Annotated in this window: 14 protein-coding genes and 1 riboswitch; of the genes, 6 read left to right on the top strand and 8 right to left on the bottom strand. The window is 66.2% G+C overall.

From position 1 onward, the window contains the following. Window positions 1-150: 150 nt before the first annotated feature. Window positions 151-1446, bottom strand: a complete 1296-nt coding sequence (gene glyA, locus ACIBW7_RS23050; protein WP_397049961.1) for a serine hydroxymethyltransferase — start codon at window positions 1444-1446, stop codon at window positions 151-153. A 113-nt stretch (window positions 1447-1559) separates the two neighbouring features. After that, window positions 1560-1644: riboswitch (ZMP/ZTP riboswitch) on the bottom strand. A gap of 34 nt (window positions 1645-1678) precedes the next feature. Further along, on the bottom strand, window positions 1679-2248 hold the full coding sequence (locus ACIBW7_RS23045) for a TetR/AcrR family transcriptional regulator (protein ID WP_397049422.1): 570 nt from the start codon (window positions 2246-2248) through the stop codon (window positions 1679-1681). 95 nt (window positions 2249-2343) lie between these two features. Between ACIBW7_RS23045 and ACIBW7_RS23040 the strand changes: the two genes are divergently transcribed. After that, on the top strand, window positions 2344-2790 hold the full coding sequence (locus tag ACIBW7_RS23040; protein ID WP_397049420.1) for a PaaI family thioesterase: 447 nt from the start codon (window positions 2344-2346) through the stop codon (window positions 2788-2790). 12 nt (window positions 2791-2802) lie between these two features. Next, window positions 2803-3249 (top strand): nitroreductase family deazaflavin-dependent oxidoreductase, encoded by a 447-nt coding sequence (locus ACIBW7_RS23035; protein WP_397049418.1) that lies wholly within the window; start codon window positions 2803-2805, stop codon window positions 3247-3249. A gap of 313 nt (window positions 3250-3562) precedes the next feature. Here ACIBW7_RS23035 and ACIBW7_RS23030 read toward each other — a convergent pair whose 3' ends face one another. Then, window positions 3563-4759 (bottom strand): DUF885 domain-containing protein, encoded by a 1197-nt coding sequence (locus ACIBW7_RS23030; protein WP_397049416.1) that lies wholly within the window; start codon window positions 4757-4759, stop codon window positions 3563-3565. Between the two features lie 177 nt (window positions 4760-4936). Between ACIBW7_RS23030 and coaA the strand changes: the two genes are divergently transcribed. Further along, window positions 4937-5869, top strand: a complete 933-nt coding sequence (gene coaA / locus ACIBW7_RS23025; protein ID WP_397049414.1) for a type I pantothenate kinase — start codon at window positions 4937-4939, stop codon at window positions 5867-5869. Window positions 5870-5872: 3 nt separating this feature from the next. Here the strand turns inward: coaA and ACIBW7_RS23020 are convergent, their stop codons facing one another. Next, on the bottom strand, window positions 5873-6469 hold the full coding sequence (locus tag ACIBW7_RS23020) for a hypothetical protein (RefSeq protein WP_327093649.1): 597 nt from the start codon (window positions 6467-6469) through the stop codon (window positions 5873-5875). Between the two features lie 29 nt (window positions 6470-6498). Continuing rightward, complete coding sequence (locus ACIBW7_RS23015) at window positions 6499-7317, bottom strand: isoprenyl transferase (protein ID WP_397049411.1); 819 nt, start codon at window positions 7315-7317, stop codon at window positions 6499-6501. Window positions 7318-7410: 93 nt separating this feature from the next. Here ACIBW7_RS23015 and ACIBW7_RS23010 point away from each other — a divergent pair, with 93 nt between their 5' ends. The 3 genes from ACIBW7_RS23010 (at window position 7411) to ACIBW7_RS23000 (ending at window position 12147) form a co-directional block, all read left to right on the top strand. Further along, complete coding sequence (locus tag ACIBW7_RS23010; RefSeq protein ID WP_397049959.1) at window positions 7411-8100, top strand: hemolysin III family protein; 690 nt, start codon at window positions 7411-7413, stop codon at window positions 8098-8100. Window positions 8101-8272: 172 nt separating this feature from the next. Beyond that, complete coding sequence (locus ACIBW7_RS23005) at window positions 8273-10570, top strand: MMPL family transporter (RefSeq protein WP_397049409.1); 2298 nt, start codon at window positions 8273-8275, stop codon at window positions 10568-10570. After that, window positions 10567-12147 carry an adenylate/guanylate cyclase domain-containing protein gene (locus ACIBW7_RS23000; protein ID WP_397049407.1) on the top strand — a complete coding sequence of 527 codons (1581 nt, stop codon included), beginning with the start codon at window positions 10567-10569 and terminating at the stop codon, window positions 12145-12147. The genes ACIBW7_RS23005 and ACIBW7_RS23000 overlap by 4 nt, the downstream gene beginning before the upstream one ends. Window positions 12148-12330: 183 nt before the next feature. Here ACIBW7_RS23000 and ACIBW7_RS22995 read toward each other — a convergent pair whose 3' ends face one another. The 3 genes from ACIBW7_RS22995 to ACIBW7_RS22985 all read right to left on the bottom strand — a co-directional run bounded on the left by ACIBW7_RS22995 (window position 12331) and on the right by ACIBW7_RS22985 (window position 16826). Next, window positions 12331-12855, bottom strand: a complete 525-nt coding sequence (locus tag ACIBW7_RS22995) for an AAA family ATPase (protein WP_397049405.1) — start codon at window positions 12853-12855, stop codon at window positions 12331-12333. A 100-nt stretch (window positions 12856-12955) separates the two neighbouring features. Beyond that, complete coding sequence (locus ACIBW7_RS22990; RefSeq protein ID WP_397049403.1) at window positions 12956-15019, bottom strand: thioredoxin domain-containing protein; 2064 nt, start codon at window positions 15017-15019, stop codon at window positions 12956-12958. 217 nt (window positions 15020-15236) lie between these two features. After that, entirely contained in the window at window positions 15237-16826 is a 1590-nt protein-coding gene (locus ACIBW7_RS22985) for an MDR family MFS transporter (protein ID WP_397049957.1), read from the bottom strand. Window positions 16827-16867: the final 41 nt, after the last annotated feature.

Below are 16867 nucleotides of genomic sequence, written 5' to 3'. Positions count from 1 at the left end.
AGCCGAACTCGGGGTACGGCAGGAACCGCCCAGAAGTCCGGCGACGGAGCGGCTTTTCGACCGCACTCACGGACGAATTCGCCTGGGAACCCACGCGCACCAACGAATACCGTTGGCGCACAGCTGGATTCCCAGGCGAATAAGAGTTGCTCAGCCGAGCAGGTGCCAGTCCTCGAGGCCGTTGTAGAGCGGCAGGTCCCGAGCCAGCTTGGTGACACGAGCGCGCAGGGCGTCGACATCGGAGCCCCCAGCCAGTGCGGTGGCGATGATGTCGGCGACCTCGGTGAACTCGGCATCACCGAAACCACGGGTGGCCAGGGCGGCGGTGCCGATACGCAGGCCGGAGGTGACCATCGGCGGGCGCGGGTCGAACGGAACGGCATTGCGGTTCACCGTGATTCCGATTTCGTGCAGCAGATCCTCACCCTGCTGACCGTCGATCTCGGAGTTGCGCAGGTCGACCAGCACCAGGTGCACATCGGTGCCGCCGGTGAGGACGCTGATGCCCTTGTCCTTGACATCCGCGCCGCCGAGCCGCTCGGCCAGAATCTTCGCACCGGACAGGGTGCGCTCCTGACGCTCCTTGAATTCGGCGCTCGCCGCGATCTTGAACGCGACGGCCTTGGCGGCGATCACGTGCATCAGCGGGCCGCCCTGCTGACCCGGGAACACCGAGCTGTTGAGCTTCTTGGCGTACTCCTGCTTGGCCAGGATCAACCCGGAGCGCGGACCGCCCAGCGTCTTGTGCACGGTGGAGGACACCACATCGGCGTAGGGCACCGGCGATGGGTGCAGACCGGCGGCGACCAGGCCGGCGAAGTGCGCCATATCGACCCACAGCCTCGCGCCGACCTCGTCGGCGATCTCCCGGAACGCCGCGAAGTCCTGGTGCCGCGGGTAGGCCGACCAACCGGCGACGATCACCTTCGGACGCGAGCTGAGCGCGGTTTTGCGCAGCTCCTCCATATCGATGCGGTGGTCTTCCTTGCTGACCCCGTAGGAGTGCACCTCGTAGAGCTTGCCGGAGAAGTTCAGCCGCATACCGTGAGTGAGGTGACCGCCGTGCGCGAGGTCGAGGCCGAGCAGCCGGTCGCCCGGCTCCATCAGCGCCATCAGCACCGCGGCATTCGCCTGCGCGCCGGAATGCGGCTGCACATTGGCGAATTCGGCGCCGAAGAGTTCCTTGGCGCGATCGCGTGCGAGGGTCTCGACGACATCGACGTGCTCGCAGCCACCGTAGTAGCGGCGGCCCGGGTAGCCCTCGGCGTACTTATTGGTGAGCACGCTGCCCTGCGCCTGCAGCACCGCGCGCGGTACGAAGTTCTCCGAGGCGATCATCTCGAGGGTGTCGCGTTCGCGGGCGAGTTCGCCTGCCATCGCGGCAGCGAGCTCCGGATCGAGCTCACCGAGGGATTGGGTATTGACAGAGGCGGTCGTCTGCGTCACCTGGCCGAGTCTATTGGCCGTCCGCGCCGCGCCGATCAGGGGGTTCTGTGTCTCGGTCTGCATCGCAACCTCCGTGGTCCGGGTGGCCCGGAGTGCGCACCCCGGGGCCATGAGCCCGGCACCCAGGCGCGCGGTGCGGGGCGAGGGTGCTTCCCGGTGGTTGCTTCCACCTCGAGTGCGCCAGTCGCGGTCCCATCATCTTATCCGGGGGCCGCCAACGGCCCGCGATCCGTCAAGCCCCGGGGACGACGGCCCGTAATAAGGCGGTGAGGTGCACTTGCGCGTCGTCGAGCGGCCGAGTGGATTTCAGCGCGCGGGATTGAATGATGGCGCCCTCCAACGCACTGATGACGAACCCGGCCAGCGACCGCGCCTCCTCGGCCGATAAACCCTTGGCGCGCAATCCGTTAGCGATCTGGTCGGTCCATTCGGTGAACACGGTGCCCGCAGCTGCCTGCACCCCCGGCTCGGATTCGGCGAGTGCGGCGCCGACGATCGGACATCCCGTGGCGAACACGGACTTTTCCAGCGTGCGCCGCCACCAGCCGACGAGCGCGACGATCCATTGCTCGGCCGGTCCGGAGCCGGTGATCTTGTCCGTCACTGCGGCGAGACGCTCACCCGCCGTCTTGGTCGCAACCTCGACCAGCTCGCTCTTGCCGGATGGAAAGTGCTGGTAGAGCGAGTTGCGGGAGGCGCGGCTGCGCTCGAGCAGGGCGGCGAGCCCGGCGGCGTGCACGCCCTGTTCGCGCACCAGATCGATGGCGCTCTCGATCAGTCGGTCGCGCGGACCCAAGGTCATCGCCGTCCTCCTCGTCCGTGCTTGCGTGAACCGATCGGTCCATGCTCCAATCATGACAGATGTGGACCGATCGGTTCACCGAAAGGACGGGATTCATGAGCGCACCGACCGATCTGGCGCAGCTGTCGGGACTCGAACTGCTGCGCACCACGATGACGGCCGACTCGCGGCCGCCGTTCATCGGCGATCTGCTCGGCCTGGAGGTCGAGGAACTCGAGTTCGGCAAGGCCGTCTTCGGACTCCGCACCCGGCCCGATTTCGCCAATCCGCTCGGGACCACGCACGGCGGCATCTGCGCCACCCTGCTCGATTCGGTGATGGGCTGTGCGGTGCACACCACGCTCGACGCCGGTGTCGGCTACACCACGCTGGAGCTGAAGATCAACTACATCCGCGCGGTCCCCACCGACGGCCGTCGCCTGATCGCCACCGGCACCACCATCCACGTCGGCCGCACCACCGCCACCGCAGAGGGCCGCGTCGTCGACGACCAGGGCAAGCTGGTCGCACACGGCTCCACGACCTGCGTCATCTTCCGCTGAAGGAGCACAGCTATGAGTCAACGCAGCACTGAAGCCGCCGCGCGCAAGTTCCGTCGGGAACGTCTCATCGGGCGCTATCTCGCCAATCCCGCTGTCGGACTGCTGGATCGAATCGGCATACGCTCCTCGATGCTCGCCGAATTGGAGACCATCGGCGCCAAATCGGGTCAGCCGCGCCGCGTGCCGGTCACCGTTTCGATCGATGACGAGGGCGCGTGGCTGATCTCCCAGCACGGCCACCGCGCGGGCTGGGCGCGAAATATCGCCGCGAATCCGCAGGTCCGGCTGCGCCAGGGCAAGCGCTGGTACACCGGCACCGCGGCCTTCGTCCCCGATGACGATGTGGTCGCCCGCGCCCGCACCTTCGCCAAGGGCAGCGCCGCCGAATCCGCAACGGCCTGGACGATCAAGGCACTGGAATCCGACCCGATCTCGGTCCGCGTCACCTTCACCGCGTGAGGATGTGCCTCGCGCGCGCCGAATGGGTCACGAGCCAGTGCAAGCCGGTACTCCAGCGCACTGTTCCGCAAGAAGCCGCAGGTCGAGCGTGCCCATTGTTCAAGGGGCGCGAGTTTTCGGGGGCAGACAGGCGTTAACGCCAGGGCCGATATCACCGGTTTCACGGGCAAGTCCGTCCACATCGCTACCCCGAGGAGACGCCATGCTGAATCTGGTCTCGGTCCCGACATCGCCTCTCGATGCCCTCCTGCGGACGCTGTCCCAGTTGATCTGCACCATCTCCAGCGGCGGCGGTTGCGTCGTCATCCAGTAATCACATGACGCGCAGTGCACCGGGAGTGAGGGGTTCGTCGAGGAGGCGGCGGAACCGGTCGGCGCGGTCGGCGGCGTCGACGGCGTGGTCCAGCCAACTACCGAGCAGGCGATAGCCCTCCACGTAGGTGCTGATGTAGGCGCGCCAGAGGGGCGAGGACAGGAATCGCAGGGATTGGCGGGCGCGTTCCTGGGTGGTCAGGCTCCAGCGCTGCAGGAATTCGGCGACCTCATCGGCGTCGCGGCGCCGATCGTGCAGCAGCAGCGCGGCATCCTGCCTGACTCCGAGCAATTTGGCCGAAGCATTCGAAAGCTGTTCGGCGCGTTCACCTTCGAAACGCAGACCCAGATCGGCATAGATCTCCTGCGCCCATTTGCCCCAGCCGGATCCGACGATCGAGCGCAGCGCCAGATCCGCCAGCCCCTCCGCCATCAGGCACTGCGGGGTATTCACCAGGAACAACGTCTGCTCGGCCTGGCCGTTCGCGACCAGACCGGCCTCCTTGCGGCAGTGCTCGGTGTGATGTCCGGGATAGGCCTCGTGCGCGATGAGGCCGGGCAGATGCGCCATATGCTGTTTGAGATCGGAGTTGATCGCCACCCGGGAGTGGTAGTTGCCCAGGTAGTAATTGAAGCCGGACCAGGGCTTATCCCCCACCACCTCATAGGTGACGTGCTCGTGGTCGGGCAGTGGATAACGCTCGCGCACCCGTTCCCGCAACGCACTCGAGAACGCCTCGACGCAGACACTCAACCGCTCCGGCGGAATCTCATCGGCCTTGCGGAATGCGGTCACCCGTTCGGCGAGCGGGCCGTCACCGGGCAGCACCTCATCCATCTGCCGGTGCGCGTCGCGGTAGTCCTCGACATCGCCGGGTGCGATATCGACATCGAAGTACGCGCGCACCTCGTCGACGAAACCGATGTCGTCCCCGGCGAACTTGCGTCCGGAACATTCCAGCGCGCGCAGATGCACATCGAGGAATTCGGTCCGCTGCCGTGCCAATCCGGCCGAGGGCAGTTCCGCACGCAATGCCGCCGCCCGCCGCGCCAACTCGCGCGGCTCGGGAGCAGGCGCGTTCTCCACCTCGCGACGCAACGCCGGATCGCCGGTATAAGCGTCGACGAAACCTTCCTCCAGCCGGTCGAATGCCAAGCCGAGCCGCAGGTACTCGGTCACGAGGGGATGCGCTTCCATGTCCGCCGACATTAGCCGCTGAAGGCCATGTCATCGACCGGTTACCACCCGGTATCGGCACCCCCCGTTTCACACGATGTTGACGCAGAGCAGAATTCGGCTATGCGAGAGCTGGACCGAATCTCATGCAGTCGGCGCGCGACGTATGCGTGTTTGCCTGAACGGAGTGTCGGGTAAGTGGCACGAATGAGCGAGCCGAGTCCCTATGTGGAATTCGACCGGAAACAGTGGCGGACCCTGCGTAAATCGACTCCCCTGGTGCTCACCGAGGAAGAACTGATCGGTCTTCGCGGCCTCGGCGAACAGATCGATCTGGAAGAGGTCGCCGAGGTCTACCTCCCGCTCGCTCGGCTCATTCACCTGCAGGTCGCCGCACGTCAGCGGCTATTCGCCGCGACCGCGACCTTTCTCGGGGAGACCCATCCCGATGAACAGGTGCCATTCGTGATCGGTGTCGCGGGCAGTGTCGCGGTCGGAAAATCCACCACCGCCCGCGTACTACAGGCACTGCTCGCGCGATGGGATCACCATCCGCGTGTGGATTTGGTCACAACCGACGGATTCCTATATCCCACCGCGGAACTGACTCGGCGCGGCATCATGCACCGCAAGGGTTTTCCGGAAAGTTATGACCGCCGCAAACTCCTGCGCTTCGTCACCGAGGTGAAATCCGGTGCGGCCGAAGTATGTGCGCCGGTGTATTCACATATCTCCTACGACATCGTGCCGAGCAAGTTCCACTGCGTGACTCAGCCCGACATTCTCATCGTGGAGGGTCTCAATGTGCTGCAGACGGGTCCGCGGTTGATGGTCTCGGATCTGTTCGACTTCTCGATCTACGTCGACGCGCGCATCGAGGACATCGAGAACTGGTATGTGCAACGGTTTCTCACGCTGCGCGAGACCGCCTTCGCTGATCCGAACGCGCATTTCCACCACTACGCGGGCTTCACCGACGACCAGGCGACGGCCACCGCGAAGGAGATCTGGAACTCCACCAACCGGCCGAATCTGGTGGACAACATTCTGCCCACCCGTCCGCGCGCGACGCTGGTGCTGCGCAAGGACGCCGACCACAGCATCAACCGGCTGCGGTTGCGCAAGCTCTAGCCGTCACAGCTTCCAGGCCGCGTCCAGCCGGGCGGCCACATCGATATCGCGCACCGCGGCGATATGCGGTTTGCGGATTTCGGTGGCGAGGTAGCGCGCGACGAAACGCCGGATCTCGTGGTCGACGCTGGCCAGAATGCGCAGCAGCTGTCCGCGTTTGGTGGCGGTGGCCACATTGATGCGCACATCGCTCGGCCGCGGCTCGGCGATATCGATGACGACTCGTAGCGGTTCGGCGGTGCGCACAGTCAAATGCAGGTGGATGTTCCCGTCGATGTGGAAGCGGTGCCGGTCGACGGCGAGATCGAGCAGCAGATCGACATCGAGCGGAATGACCAGCTCGAAGGAGATGACCTCGTCGACGTACCGTTGCAACTTCGGCTCTCCGAGTCGCACCTGCGCGGCGACCTTCGCCAATTTGGCGGGCCCGACGCCGATCGGGCCGAAATCGAAGGCGGCACCGGTCAACTGGGCGAACGCACCCGAGATGCGCTGTTCCGAGGCCGCGTATTCCAGGAAGCGCCGACCGAATTCCGCATAGCCGATATAGGACATCTGCTCCCCCTTCGGCCCGGGCACAGCACTCGTCGACTCGTCCACAAACCGGACGGTACGCGAATGTCGTTGCGTCAGATACCGAAGCGGCGATGTCGAGCGGCGTAGTCGCGCAAGGCGCGCAGGAAGTCCACCCGTCGGAATTCCGGCCAGTAGGCCTCGGTGAACCATATTTCCGAGTATGCGCTCTGCCACAGCAAAAACCCGGAAAGACGCTGCTCACCGGAGGTGCGGATGACCAAGTCGGGATCCGGCTGGCCGGAGGTGTATAGGTGCTGGCCGATGGAGTTCACGGTGATCGACTGGACCAGATCCTCGCCGGTCTCCCCCGCCGCGATCTCCTGGCGGACCAGCTTGCGAACCGCGTCCGCGATCTCCTGCCGACCGCCGTAGCCGACCGCGACATTCACGTGCACACCGTCGCGTCCGATGGTGCGTTCGGCCGCGGTGCGCAGCCGCTTGGCGACCAACTCCGGAAAGCCGTCGAGGGTGCCGACGATGCGCACACTCCAGTTCTGCTCCGGTGCGGACAGCTCCTCGACGACATCGGTGATCACCTCGAACAGGGTCTCCAGTTCGTCGGGATCGCGCTGCAGATTCTCGGTGGACAGCAGATAGACGGTCACCATCTCGATGCCCTCGTCCGCGCACCAGCCGACCAGTTCGGCGATTTTCAGTGCGCCGACCCGATGCCCGTGGGTCACATCGGTGAAACCGTTTTCTCTGGCCCAGCGCCGATTACCATCGCACATCACCGCGACGTGCCGAGGATGTTGTTTGCCGGCCAGCTGCTTGGACAGCCGCGCCTCGTAGATGCGGTATGGCAAACCACGCACCTGACTCGGAAGCTCCACGGCGACCAACCCTACGCCCCAGCGGCGCGATACCGGCATCGACTGTGGTTCCGGGTACAGTGACGAGGTACCGCAACTTACGGTACCGTAGGTTACCGGCGGGTATCACTAGGAGGTAACTCGGTGTCCGAAATGATCGGCACGACCGATGCGACACCTGTCGCGATCCCGGGCACGTCGACACTGATCAAGCCGCGGATGCGGGGCTGGATTCACACCTGGGCGGTCGGCATCGCGGCAATCGCGGTGCTCGTTTTGGTCTCGAAGGCCGCCGGCGTCTCGGCGACGGCAGGCTGGTCCACTCTGGTCTACGGGCTGACGGTGTGCGGATTGTTCGGCATCAGCGCCGTCTACCACCGGGTGACCTGGGCCACCGCGAAGGCGCGCATCCAGATGAAGCGGGCCGATCATTCGATGATCTTCCTGTTCATTGCGGGCAGCTATACGCCGTTCGCATTACTCGGCCTGCCGGGACGAACGGGTCAGATACTGCTGCTGGTCGTGTGGCTCGGCGCGCTGGCCGGTGTGGCGCTGAAACTGTTGTGGCCGACCGCGCCCCGTTGGGTCGGGGTGCCGCTGTATCTGCTGCTCGGTTGGGCGATCGTGCCGGTGGCCGGGCAGCTCAATACGAATATCGGCATCGCGCCGCTGATCCTGCTGCTCATCGGCGGTCTGGTCTACAGCGGTGGCGCGATCCTCTACGCGACCAAATGGCCGAACCCGTGGCCAACCGTCTTCGGCCACCACGAGTTCTTCCACGCCGCGACGGTGCTCGCCGCCCTGTGCCACTACGCAGCGATCTGGTTGGTCGTGCTGCGCTGAGTGCATCCGGGCGCCCCGCCCGTGCACCGGGCACCCGCACAGCGGGCGCCCGGCTCTGACATGGGGCCCGGTGCGTACGAGCCGGGCAACCGGAACATCGTCGGTATGCCGAATTGCTCTTTGCGGCAATAGAGTTGGGGACGGATGCGGATCCGGAAAATGGCGGGGCGATATGGCACAGCAGACGATCGAGACCGGTAGACAGCAGGCGGGGCGAGAGCGGGGTATCGGCTACCGCTGGGGCGTGGCGATGGCACAGCATCGGCGGATCGTCGTCGCGGTGTGGCTGGTGCTGATCGCCGCGTGCGCGGTCGCCTACCCACAGCTCAACGGCCGCCTGGAGGCCATGGAATTCCACGCCGACAAGGCGGAATCGACGCGGATCACCGAACTGCTCGCCGCGCACTATTCCGATCTGGGAGCCGAACAGCTTGCGCTGGTCTTCGAGTCGGAGCAGCGGACCGTCGATGATCCGGCCTACCGGGCGATCGTGGAGCGGGCGGTCGCGGATCTGCGCGATGTGCCCGGGGTGCGGGTCGCGGTTGGGCCGTTCCAAGGGGATCAGAAGTCGCAGATCTCGGCGAGCCGGCATGCGGCGCTCGCGGTCGTGGGGATCGACGGCACGATTCCGGAGCGGGCAGAGCTGGCCGGTGAGCTGCAGGAACGTGCGCAACAGTTCTCCGGGGACGGGGTGACCGTCGGGCTCACCGGCTTCTCACCCGTGCTGCGCGACCTGATGGAAATCGAGGTGGCCGATTCCGCGCAGGCCGAGGCGCTGGGCCTGCCGGTGGCGTTCGTGCTGCTCATCCTGGCGCTCGGCACGGTGGTGGCCGCATTGGTACCGGTCATGGTGGCGCTGAGCGGGCTGTTGCTCGCATTCGGCGGACTGTTTCTGCTGTCGCATGTGATGGCGACCAGTTCGCTGTTGCTGGCCGTCGCGACGATGATCGGCACCGGCATCGGGCTGGACTATGCGATGTTCGTGGTCAGTCGGTTCCGCGAAGAGCTCGCGAAGCCGGGCGGGAGTTCCGCGGCCGGTGTGGCGCATGCCTGCGGGATCGCGATCGCCACGGCGGGTAAGACGATCGTCGCCTCGGGCTTCATCGTGATGATCTCGCTGTGCTCGCTGGTGGTGGTGCGAGCGCCGGTGTTCCGTGGTATCGCCGTCGGCGTGGTGATCGCGGTCGTGGCCGCGCTTATGGTGGCGCTGACGCTGCTGCCCGCGGTGCTGGCGATGCTCGGGTCGCGGGTGAATCGCGGTGCGCTGCCAGCTCGGTGGCAGCCGTTGGAGACCCGGGCGGGATCGGATGCCGATCCGGCGAGCGGGCGGTGGGCGCGGTGGAGTCGGATCGTGATGGCACGGCCGGTGGTATTCGGTATCGCGGCCACGCTGGTGTTGCTGGTGGCGGCCGCGCCGCTGACCGGAATTCGCCACGGCATGGATATGGGCACCGCGGCGATGGGCGATACCGCGTCCGGCAAGGCGAGCAAGGTCGCCTCGGAGAATTTCGCGCCCGGGCTGCTCGCGCCGATCACGATCGTGGTGACCGGTTCCGGTGATACGCCGCTGAACGCCACGGCGACCGGCGACGTGCAGAACTTCCTGACCGCACTCCGCTCGGATGAGCGCATCGAACAGGTACTGCCGATCCAGCGGGACGGGCGGATCTTCGCGATGGTGGTGGCGAAGTCCGCATTCGATTCCACCGAGGCCGATCAACTCGTCCGGGAGATCCGCGACCGGGCCACCGCACTGCCCGGTGACGTGCTGGTCGGCGGTGCGACGGCGGAGTTCGCGGATATGTCCGACGAGATCACGGGGAAACTGCCACTGGTCGTCGCGCTGGTTCTATGCTGCTCGTTCGTGTTCCTCATTGCTGCCTTCCGCAGCATCGCGCTACCGATCAAGGCAATACTGATGAATCTGCTGGCCACCGGCGCGGCCCTGGGCATCACCGTGGCGGTGTTCCAGTGGGGTGTCGGCGAGTCACTGCTCGGGTTCCACAGCACCGGGTTCATCCAGGTATTCCTGCCGACCATGGTCTTCGCGATTCTGTTCGGGCTGTCGATGGACTACGAGGTGTTCCTGATCCGCCGGATCAAGGAGTTCTGGGAGAACTCCCCGCGCACCGCGGCCGATAACGAATACGCCGTGGCGGCCGGGCTCCAGCACACGGCCCGCCCGATCAGTGCGGCGGCGGCCATCATGGTGGTGATCTTCGGTAGCTTCCTCACCGCAAGCGTGCTCGAGCTGAAGCAGGTCGGGTTGGCGCTCGCGGTGGCTGTAGCGATCGATGCGGCACTCGTGCGGTTGGTCTTGGTGCCCGCGCTGATGAAACTGTTCGGAACCTGGAACTGGTGGCTGCCCGGCTCGGGGACGCCCGTGCGCGTCGGGGTTTCGGTGCGCACACCCGCGCCGGCGCAGGCGGGCGCGGCGAAGGTAGCGCCTCCGGACATCGGGGCGCCGTGATCACCAAGCTGATTGTTTGGGCGCTGAAGGCGCGGTGGGGATTGGCGGCGGTGGTGATCGCCGCGAATCTCGGTGGCCTCGGCGTGATCGTGACCGAGCTGTGGCTCAGTGGATTTCTCGGCCGGATCGGTGATGACTGGCGGCGAATCATCGTGCTGGTGTCGATCTATCCAATGGTGGGTTTCCTGGCCGGGGTCGGGCTGGCCGTGCGGGATCGCACCGCGTACTTCGGGTGGCTCGATGAGGGGCGCAAGCCGACCGTCCACGAGGCGCGACGACTGCTGCGCCTACCTATCGCGATCACCGCCCGAGCGCTGGCGATATGGCTGCCCGGCGTGATCGTGGCGGCAGCGATGCTCTCACATCTGTCCGAGCACAACAGCGCGGCGGTGACCGCGGCCCTGTTCACCCTCGGCGCGCTGGAATCGGCCGGGTTCACGTTCCTGATCGTCGACCGGCTGATCCGCCCGACCATTCCGGTGGTGTCCGGAGTGCTCGGCCCCACCGCGCACTGGAGTTCCTCGGTGCTGATGCGGGTCGTGATGACCTGGGCGGTGGCAGGTGCGATGCCGCTGCTCATGCTGATCACGGTGCTCGCCGATCCGGCCTCCGGCGCACCGGACCGCATCCGCGCCGCCATCTACCTCTCCATTGTCGGCATCGCGGCCGGTGTCCTCGCGACCGCGATCCTGGCCCGTTCGGTCGCGATGCCGATGCGTACGCTGCGCTTGGCGCTCGATCGGATCACCAAGGGCGAGTTCGATGTTCGGGTTCCTGTCGGTAGCACGAGTGAGATCGGGCGGCTGGAGAATTCGGTCAATGAACTCGCCGCCAATCTGTGTGAACGCGAGCGGATGCGGGATGTATTCGGCCGTCACGTCGGCGCGGAGGTCGCCGAGCGGGCATTGGCGGGCGGGGTCGATCTGACCGGCGATGTGCGCGAGGTTTCGGCGTTGTTCGTCGATGTCACCGGATCCGTCGAGCTGTCCAGCGGTCTGACGCCGCATGATTTCGTGGCCAAGCTCAATCGACTGCTCGCGATCGTGGTTGCGGCGACCGAGGAGAACAACGGGCTGGTCAACAAGTTCGAGGGCGATGCGGCGCTGTGCATCTTCGGTGCGCCGATCGCATTGCGCGACAATGCGACACCCGCGCTGCGGGCCGCGCGGCGCATTCGTGATGAGGTCACGGCCACCGGCGAACTCGATATCGGCATCGGCGTCGCACGTGGGCGGGTGTTCGCCGGTGATATCGGCTCCGATACGCGATTGGAGTACACGGTGATCGGCGATGCGGTCAATGAGGCGGCCCGGCTGACCACCGAAGCGAAGGAGGTGCCGCGCCGAATCCTGGTGAGCGGTGCGATCATCGAGGCGGCGGCCGAGCACGAGCGCGCCAAATGGGTTCTCTACGACAACATTCTGCTGCGCGGAATGCCCGAAACCACCGCCTGCTGGACCGATGTGGCGGCCGCCCCGACCTCCAATGGGGTCGAACCCGACACCGACGCGGCCGCCATCAGTGCGATCGCCGAAGTACGTACCGCAACAACCGAATCCCGGTCGCAGAAGCACTGATCGCCGGATCGCGGCGCCTCGGCCGGGTTCACGGCACCAGCCGGTCGGGGGCGAGGATCGAATCCGTCGCAATTCGCGATCGCCGTCTCGCGGTGTCTTCAGCCGAGTTCAGACCAACCGGCCGGCCAGCGCGGCTCGAATCCCCGTCGGGATCAATGATCGGTGGACCGCGGTCGCGAGCGTTCAACACAACCAGCCGGTCAGGGCGACAACCTCCGCGGCGATATCGGAGACCTCACGGCCATCGGTGCCGACCCGATGCACCCGATCCGGAGCTTCGGCATCCAGTTTTGCCGCCATCACCCGGCCGCGCTCGATGTGCTCATCCAGCGCACTACCGATCTCCCGGCCCGCGAGCCGCTCGGCCGCTACCGCATCCGTGCAGGTCAGCAGGACCGCGGTGACCTCCGGCTGCTCCCCCATCGCCGCGACGAGTTCACCGAGCACCCCCTCGAACACACTCGCGACATTCGTGTAGACCATCCGCCGATACCCGAGCGCACGGTAATTCGCCCACATCGCAGCAAGATTCCGCTCCGCGAGACCGTGCTCCCAAGGCGCGGGATACGCCAGATCCAGATTGTCCCCCTCGATCAAACAATGCCGCACCCGCGCAGCCGAAAGCCGCGCATGAACCTCGAACGCCACCGTGGTCTTCCCGACCCCGGATCGACCACCGATGAACAAAGCCTGACAACGCAAGGTCACCCACCAACTCTGCCGCAACGAGTCCCGTCATAGTGGGCGCATCGGCGCATCTCGGCATCAACTGACCGCCGATGCGCGGTAGGCAAAGGAGCGGGCGGGGCTAGGGGCGATTCAGGGCGGCGTACAGATCGGATGGGGTCGTTACGGGGAGGTCGCAGACCGAGCCGCGGCAGACGTAGGCGGAGGGGGCGCCGTCGACTGGAGTGCGGTCGGTCAGGAGCGGGACCGAGTTGGTGGTGGCGGCGATGACGACCGTGCCGCCGGGCGCTTCGGCGCGGGCGGTGGCGATCAATTCCGTTGCCGCGGTTGAGGTGTCGGGTAGGGCGATGGCTACTTGGAGGGGGCCGCGGAGAGCGGGTTCGGCGACGGTGAGCCATTGGCCTGCCGAGCGTGGAGCGCGGGCGAGGACGACGGCGCCGCGTTGGAGGGTCTGGTCGGCCAGTTCGCGGTAGCGCAGGGCCGGTTCCGGGGCGCTGGTGGCGGCGGCGGTGAGCAGGGCTTCGGCCAAGGCGGATGCTCCTGCGGGGGTTGCGCCGTCGATGGGATCGCGGGGGCGGGCGACGAGGGTTTCGGCATCGTCGGCGGTGTCGAACCAGCTGCCGGGCGCAGTGTCGTCGGCGAAGTGTTGAATTGCCTTGTCCAGCAGTCGTTGTGCGTGCTCGAGCCAGTCGATTCGGCCGGTGGCCTGGTGTAGGGCCAGCAGGCCGGTGACCAGCCAGGCGTAGTCCTCCAAGACGCCTGGAGACGTGCCGACCACGCCACCGAGCGAGGCCCGGCGCACCCGGCCGTCGACCACATGTTCGGCCAGCAGGAAGCGGGCGCAGCGAGCGGCGGCTTCCACCCAATCATCTTGCCGCAGTGCGGAACCCGCCTCGGCGAGTGCGGTAATCGCCATGCCGTTCCAGGCGGTCACCACCTTGTCGTCGCGGTCCGGCTGTGGGCGTCGCGCACGGGCCTCGCGCAGTGTGGCGCGGGCACGTTCGAAGCGTTCGCGGGCAGTCCCGTTATCGGACAACGCATCCGGATCGACATACCGGGTGAGCACCGAGGTGCCCTGTTCGAAATTCCCGGCGGTAGTTACCCCGAAAACCTCTGCGGCCCAAGCACCTTCGATAGGACCGAGTTCGCCGATCAGCTCGGCGGGTGTCCAGACATAGGTCGCGCCTTCGACACCCGGTCCGCCCGGCTCCAAATGGGTGTCGGCGTCCAGCGCGGACGCGAACCCACCGTGGTCGGTGCCGAGGTCATCGAGAATGAACTGCACCGTCTCGCGAGTAACCCGGTGCGCCAATGACTCCCGCTCAGGGCTTCGGCGGGCGAGATGCGCATAGGCGCGCAGCAATTGCGCATTGTCATAGAGCATCTTCTCGAAATGCGGCACCAGCCATGCGGCATCGACGGAGTAGCGCGCGAACCCGCCGCGCAACTGGTCGTAGATACCACCGCGTGCCATGGCTTCGGCCGTCCGATTCACCACATCGAAGGTCGCGGCATCGCCGGTGCGCTCCCAACTACGCAGCAGGCCCTCCAACAGCGCCGACGGCGGAAACTTCGGCGCACCACCGAATCCGCCGTGCTTGTGGTCTTCATCGCGCAGCACCGCGGCGACCGCATGATCGAGCAGTTCGGCCGAAATCGTCACATCCGCATCGGGCAGCCCGGCGGCCTGCGCACGCAGTGCGTCGGCCACCTGCGCGGAAGCCTTGTCCACCTCATCGCGCCGGGTGTTCCAGGTATCGGTAACGGCCGTGAGCAACTGGGTGAACGACGGCATCCCACCGCGCGGCACCTTCGGGTAGTAGGTACCGCAATAGAACGGCTCGCCATCCGGCGTCAGAAAGCACGTCATCGGCCAGCCACCCTGACCGGTCATCGCCACCGTGGCATTCATATAGACCGCGTCCAGATCCGGACGCTCCTCACGATCCACCTTGATGCATACGAAGTTGTCGTTCATCTGCGCCGCCGTCCGCTCATCCTCGAACGACTCGTGCGCCATCACATGACACCAGTGGCAACTCGCGTACCCCACGGACAGCAGGATCGGCACATCCCGCGCACGCGCCGCGGCCAAGGCCGCGGGATCCCACTCTCGCCAATGCACCGGATTATCCGCATGCTGTCGCAGATACGGTGAGGTCGCGCTACCCAGCAGGTTCACCATCTCAGCCTCTCACGTCCACTCGAACCGACCACTCGAGGAGGTACCCGATTCAGACCGGCCATCACACTCGCGGGGTTGCCGGCGGGATACTCACGCAGGCGAGGATCTCCCGGCCGCTGGCACCGAGCTGGCCGAAATGGACCTCTCGGTACGCCCGCCGCTGGAACAAGGCCCCCGGATCCGCTCCGGGGGCCTTGTTCATTCAGCGCTCGATTCCCTAGCGCAGCGCCGGTTCCGCAACCCTATGCGCGGAGGCCACGTCATCCTCGAGCGTGGAGTCCGCATCCGAATGCATCGGGTCGAGGGCAGGGTCGATATCGACCGTGCGGCGCAGCGGGCGGTTCGGCAGGAACGTGGTCGCGATGAGGGCGACGACCGTCGCGGCGGCGGCGATCAGGAAGATCCGGCCGGTCGCGTCGCCGTAGGAGGCACGCACGATGGTGGCGATGGGTCCTGGGAGGGCATCGAGATCGAGGTTGCCGCTGCCCGAGGAACCGGTCTGAATACCGAGCTCGGCAAACCCTTGCTTGGACAAATCGCTGACCCGGGTTGCCAGCACCGAGCCCAGGACCGAGACGCCGATCGCACCGCCGAAGGTGCGGAAGAAGGCGACGCTGCTGGATGCCGCGCCGATATTGTGCACGCTCACGGTGTTCTGCACGGCCAGCACCAGATTCTGCATCATCATGCCGACGCCGAGCCCGACAACGGCAATGTAGATGCCGACCAGCCACAGGTTGGTCGCGTGGTCGATCGTGGACAGCAGCCCGAAACCGACCACCAGCAGCGCACCGCCGCTGACGACGAAACTCTTCCACTTGCCGAACCGGGTGATCAGCTGGCCGGAGCCGACCGAAGCGGTCAGCATGCCCGCTACCAGCGGGATGGTCAGAACACCCGCGACGGTCGGCGAGTAGCCGCGCGCGGTCTGGAAATACTGGCCGAGGAAGGTGGTGGCGCCGAACATGCCGACACCGACCGCGATCGAGGCGATGATCGCCAGACCCGTGGTGCGTTCGGTGACGATGGGCAGCGGGATGATCGGCGACTTGGCGCGGGACTCGACCCACACGGTCGCGATCAGCAGCAGCACACCCGCACCGACGTAGAGCGCCGATTCCGTGGAGATCCAGGCGTAGTAGTTCGCCTTCCCGGCGAACGACACCCAGATCAGCAGCACCGAAACACCGGCGGTCAGCAGCGCCGCGCCGAGCCAGTCGATGGACACGTCCGCCTTGCGCTCGGTGGGCAGCCGCAGCGTCCGCTGCAGCAGCACCAGCGCGACAACCGCGATGGGCACGCACACGAAGAAGCACCAGCGCCAGCCGAGCGGGCTGTCGACGATGACGCCGCCGAGGATGGGACCTCCCGACATCGATACCGCCATTACCGCGCCCATGTAGCCCGAGTACCGACCACGTTCGCGAGGCGCGACGATGGAACCGATGATCGCCACGACCAGCGCGGTCAACCCGCCCATGCCGATGCCTTGGATGACGCGCGCGACCAACAGCACCGGCACATTGTGCGCGAGTCCGGCGATGATCGAGCCGGCGACGAAGATGACGATGGCCGTTTGGACCAGCAGCTTCTTATTGAACAGATCGGCGAACTTGCCCCAGATCGGGGTGGATGCGGCGTTGGCCAGCAGCGCCGTGGTGATGACCCAGGCGTATGCGGTCTGTGATCCCTGCAGATCGCCGATGATCGTCGGCAGCGCGGTCGAGACGATTGTGGTGCTGAGCAGCGCCGTGAACAGCGCGGCCAGCAAGCCGGTCATCGCTTCGAGGATTTCGCGGTGGGTCATTTCCCGCCGCGGTGGCGCCTGGACTGATGTGGACATCTACT

The organism is Nocardia sp. NPDC049526 (assembly GCF_044465765.1).
Classification (GTDB): Bacteria; Actinomycetota; Actinomycetes; order Mycobacteriales; family Mycobacteriaceae; genus Nocardia.
This window is presented reverse-complemented; position numbering and strand designations above follow the sequence as displayed.

What these genes read in the sequence shown, in the direction of transcription:
- ACIBW7_RS23045 (WP_397049422.1), bottom strand. Translation starts at nt 2,248, where the DNA reads ATGACCTTGGGTCCGCGCGACCGACTGATCGAGAGCGCCATCGATCTG.
- ACIBW7_RS23040 (WP_397049420.1), top strand. Translation starts at nt 2,344, where the DNA reads ATGAGCGCACCGACCGATCTGGCGCAGCTGTCGGGACTCGAACTGCTG.
- ACIBW7_RS23035 (WP_397049418.1), top strand. Translation starts at nt 2,803, where the DNA reads ATGAGTCAACGCAGCACTGAAGCCGCCGCGCGCAAGTTCCGTCGGGAA.
- ACIBW7_RS23030 (WP_397049416.1), bottom strand. Translation starts at nt 4,759, where the DNA reads ATGGAAGCGCATCCCCTCGTGACCGAGTACCTGCGGCTCGGCTTGGCA.
- ACIBW7_RS23015 (WP_397049411.1), bottom strand. Translation starts at nt 7,317, where the DNA reads ATGCCGGTATCGCGCCGCTGGGGCGTAGGGTTGGTCGCCGTGGAGCTT.
- ACIBW7_RS23010 (WP_397049959.1), top strand. Translation starts at nt 7,411, where the DNA reads ATGATCGGCACGACCGATGCGACACCTGTCGCGATCCCGGGCACGTCG.
- ACIBW7_RS23005 (WP_397049409.1), top strand. Translation starts at nt 8,273, where the DNA reads ATGGCACAGCAGACGATCGAGACCGGTAGACAGCAGGCGGGGCGAGAG.
- ACIBW7_RS22990 (WP_397049403.1), bottom strand. Translation starts at nt 15,019, where the DNA reads ATGGTGAACCTGCTGGGTAGCGCGACCTCACCGTATCTGCGACAGCAT.
- ACIBW7_RS22985 (WP_397049957.1), bottom strand. Translation starts at nt 16,826, where the DNA reads ATGACCCACCGCGAAATCCTCGAAGCGATGACCGGCTTGCTGGCCGCG.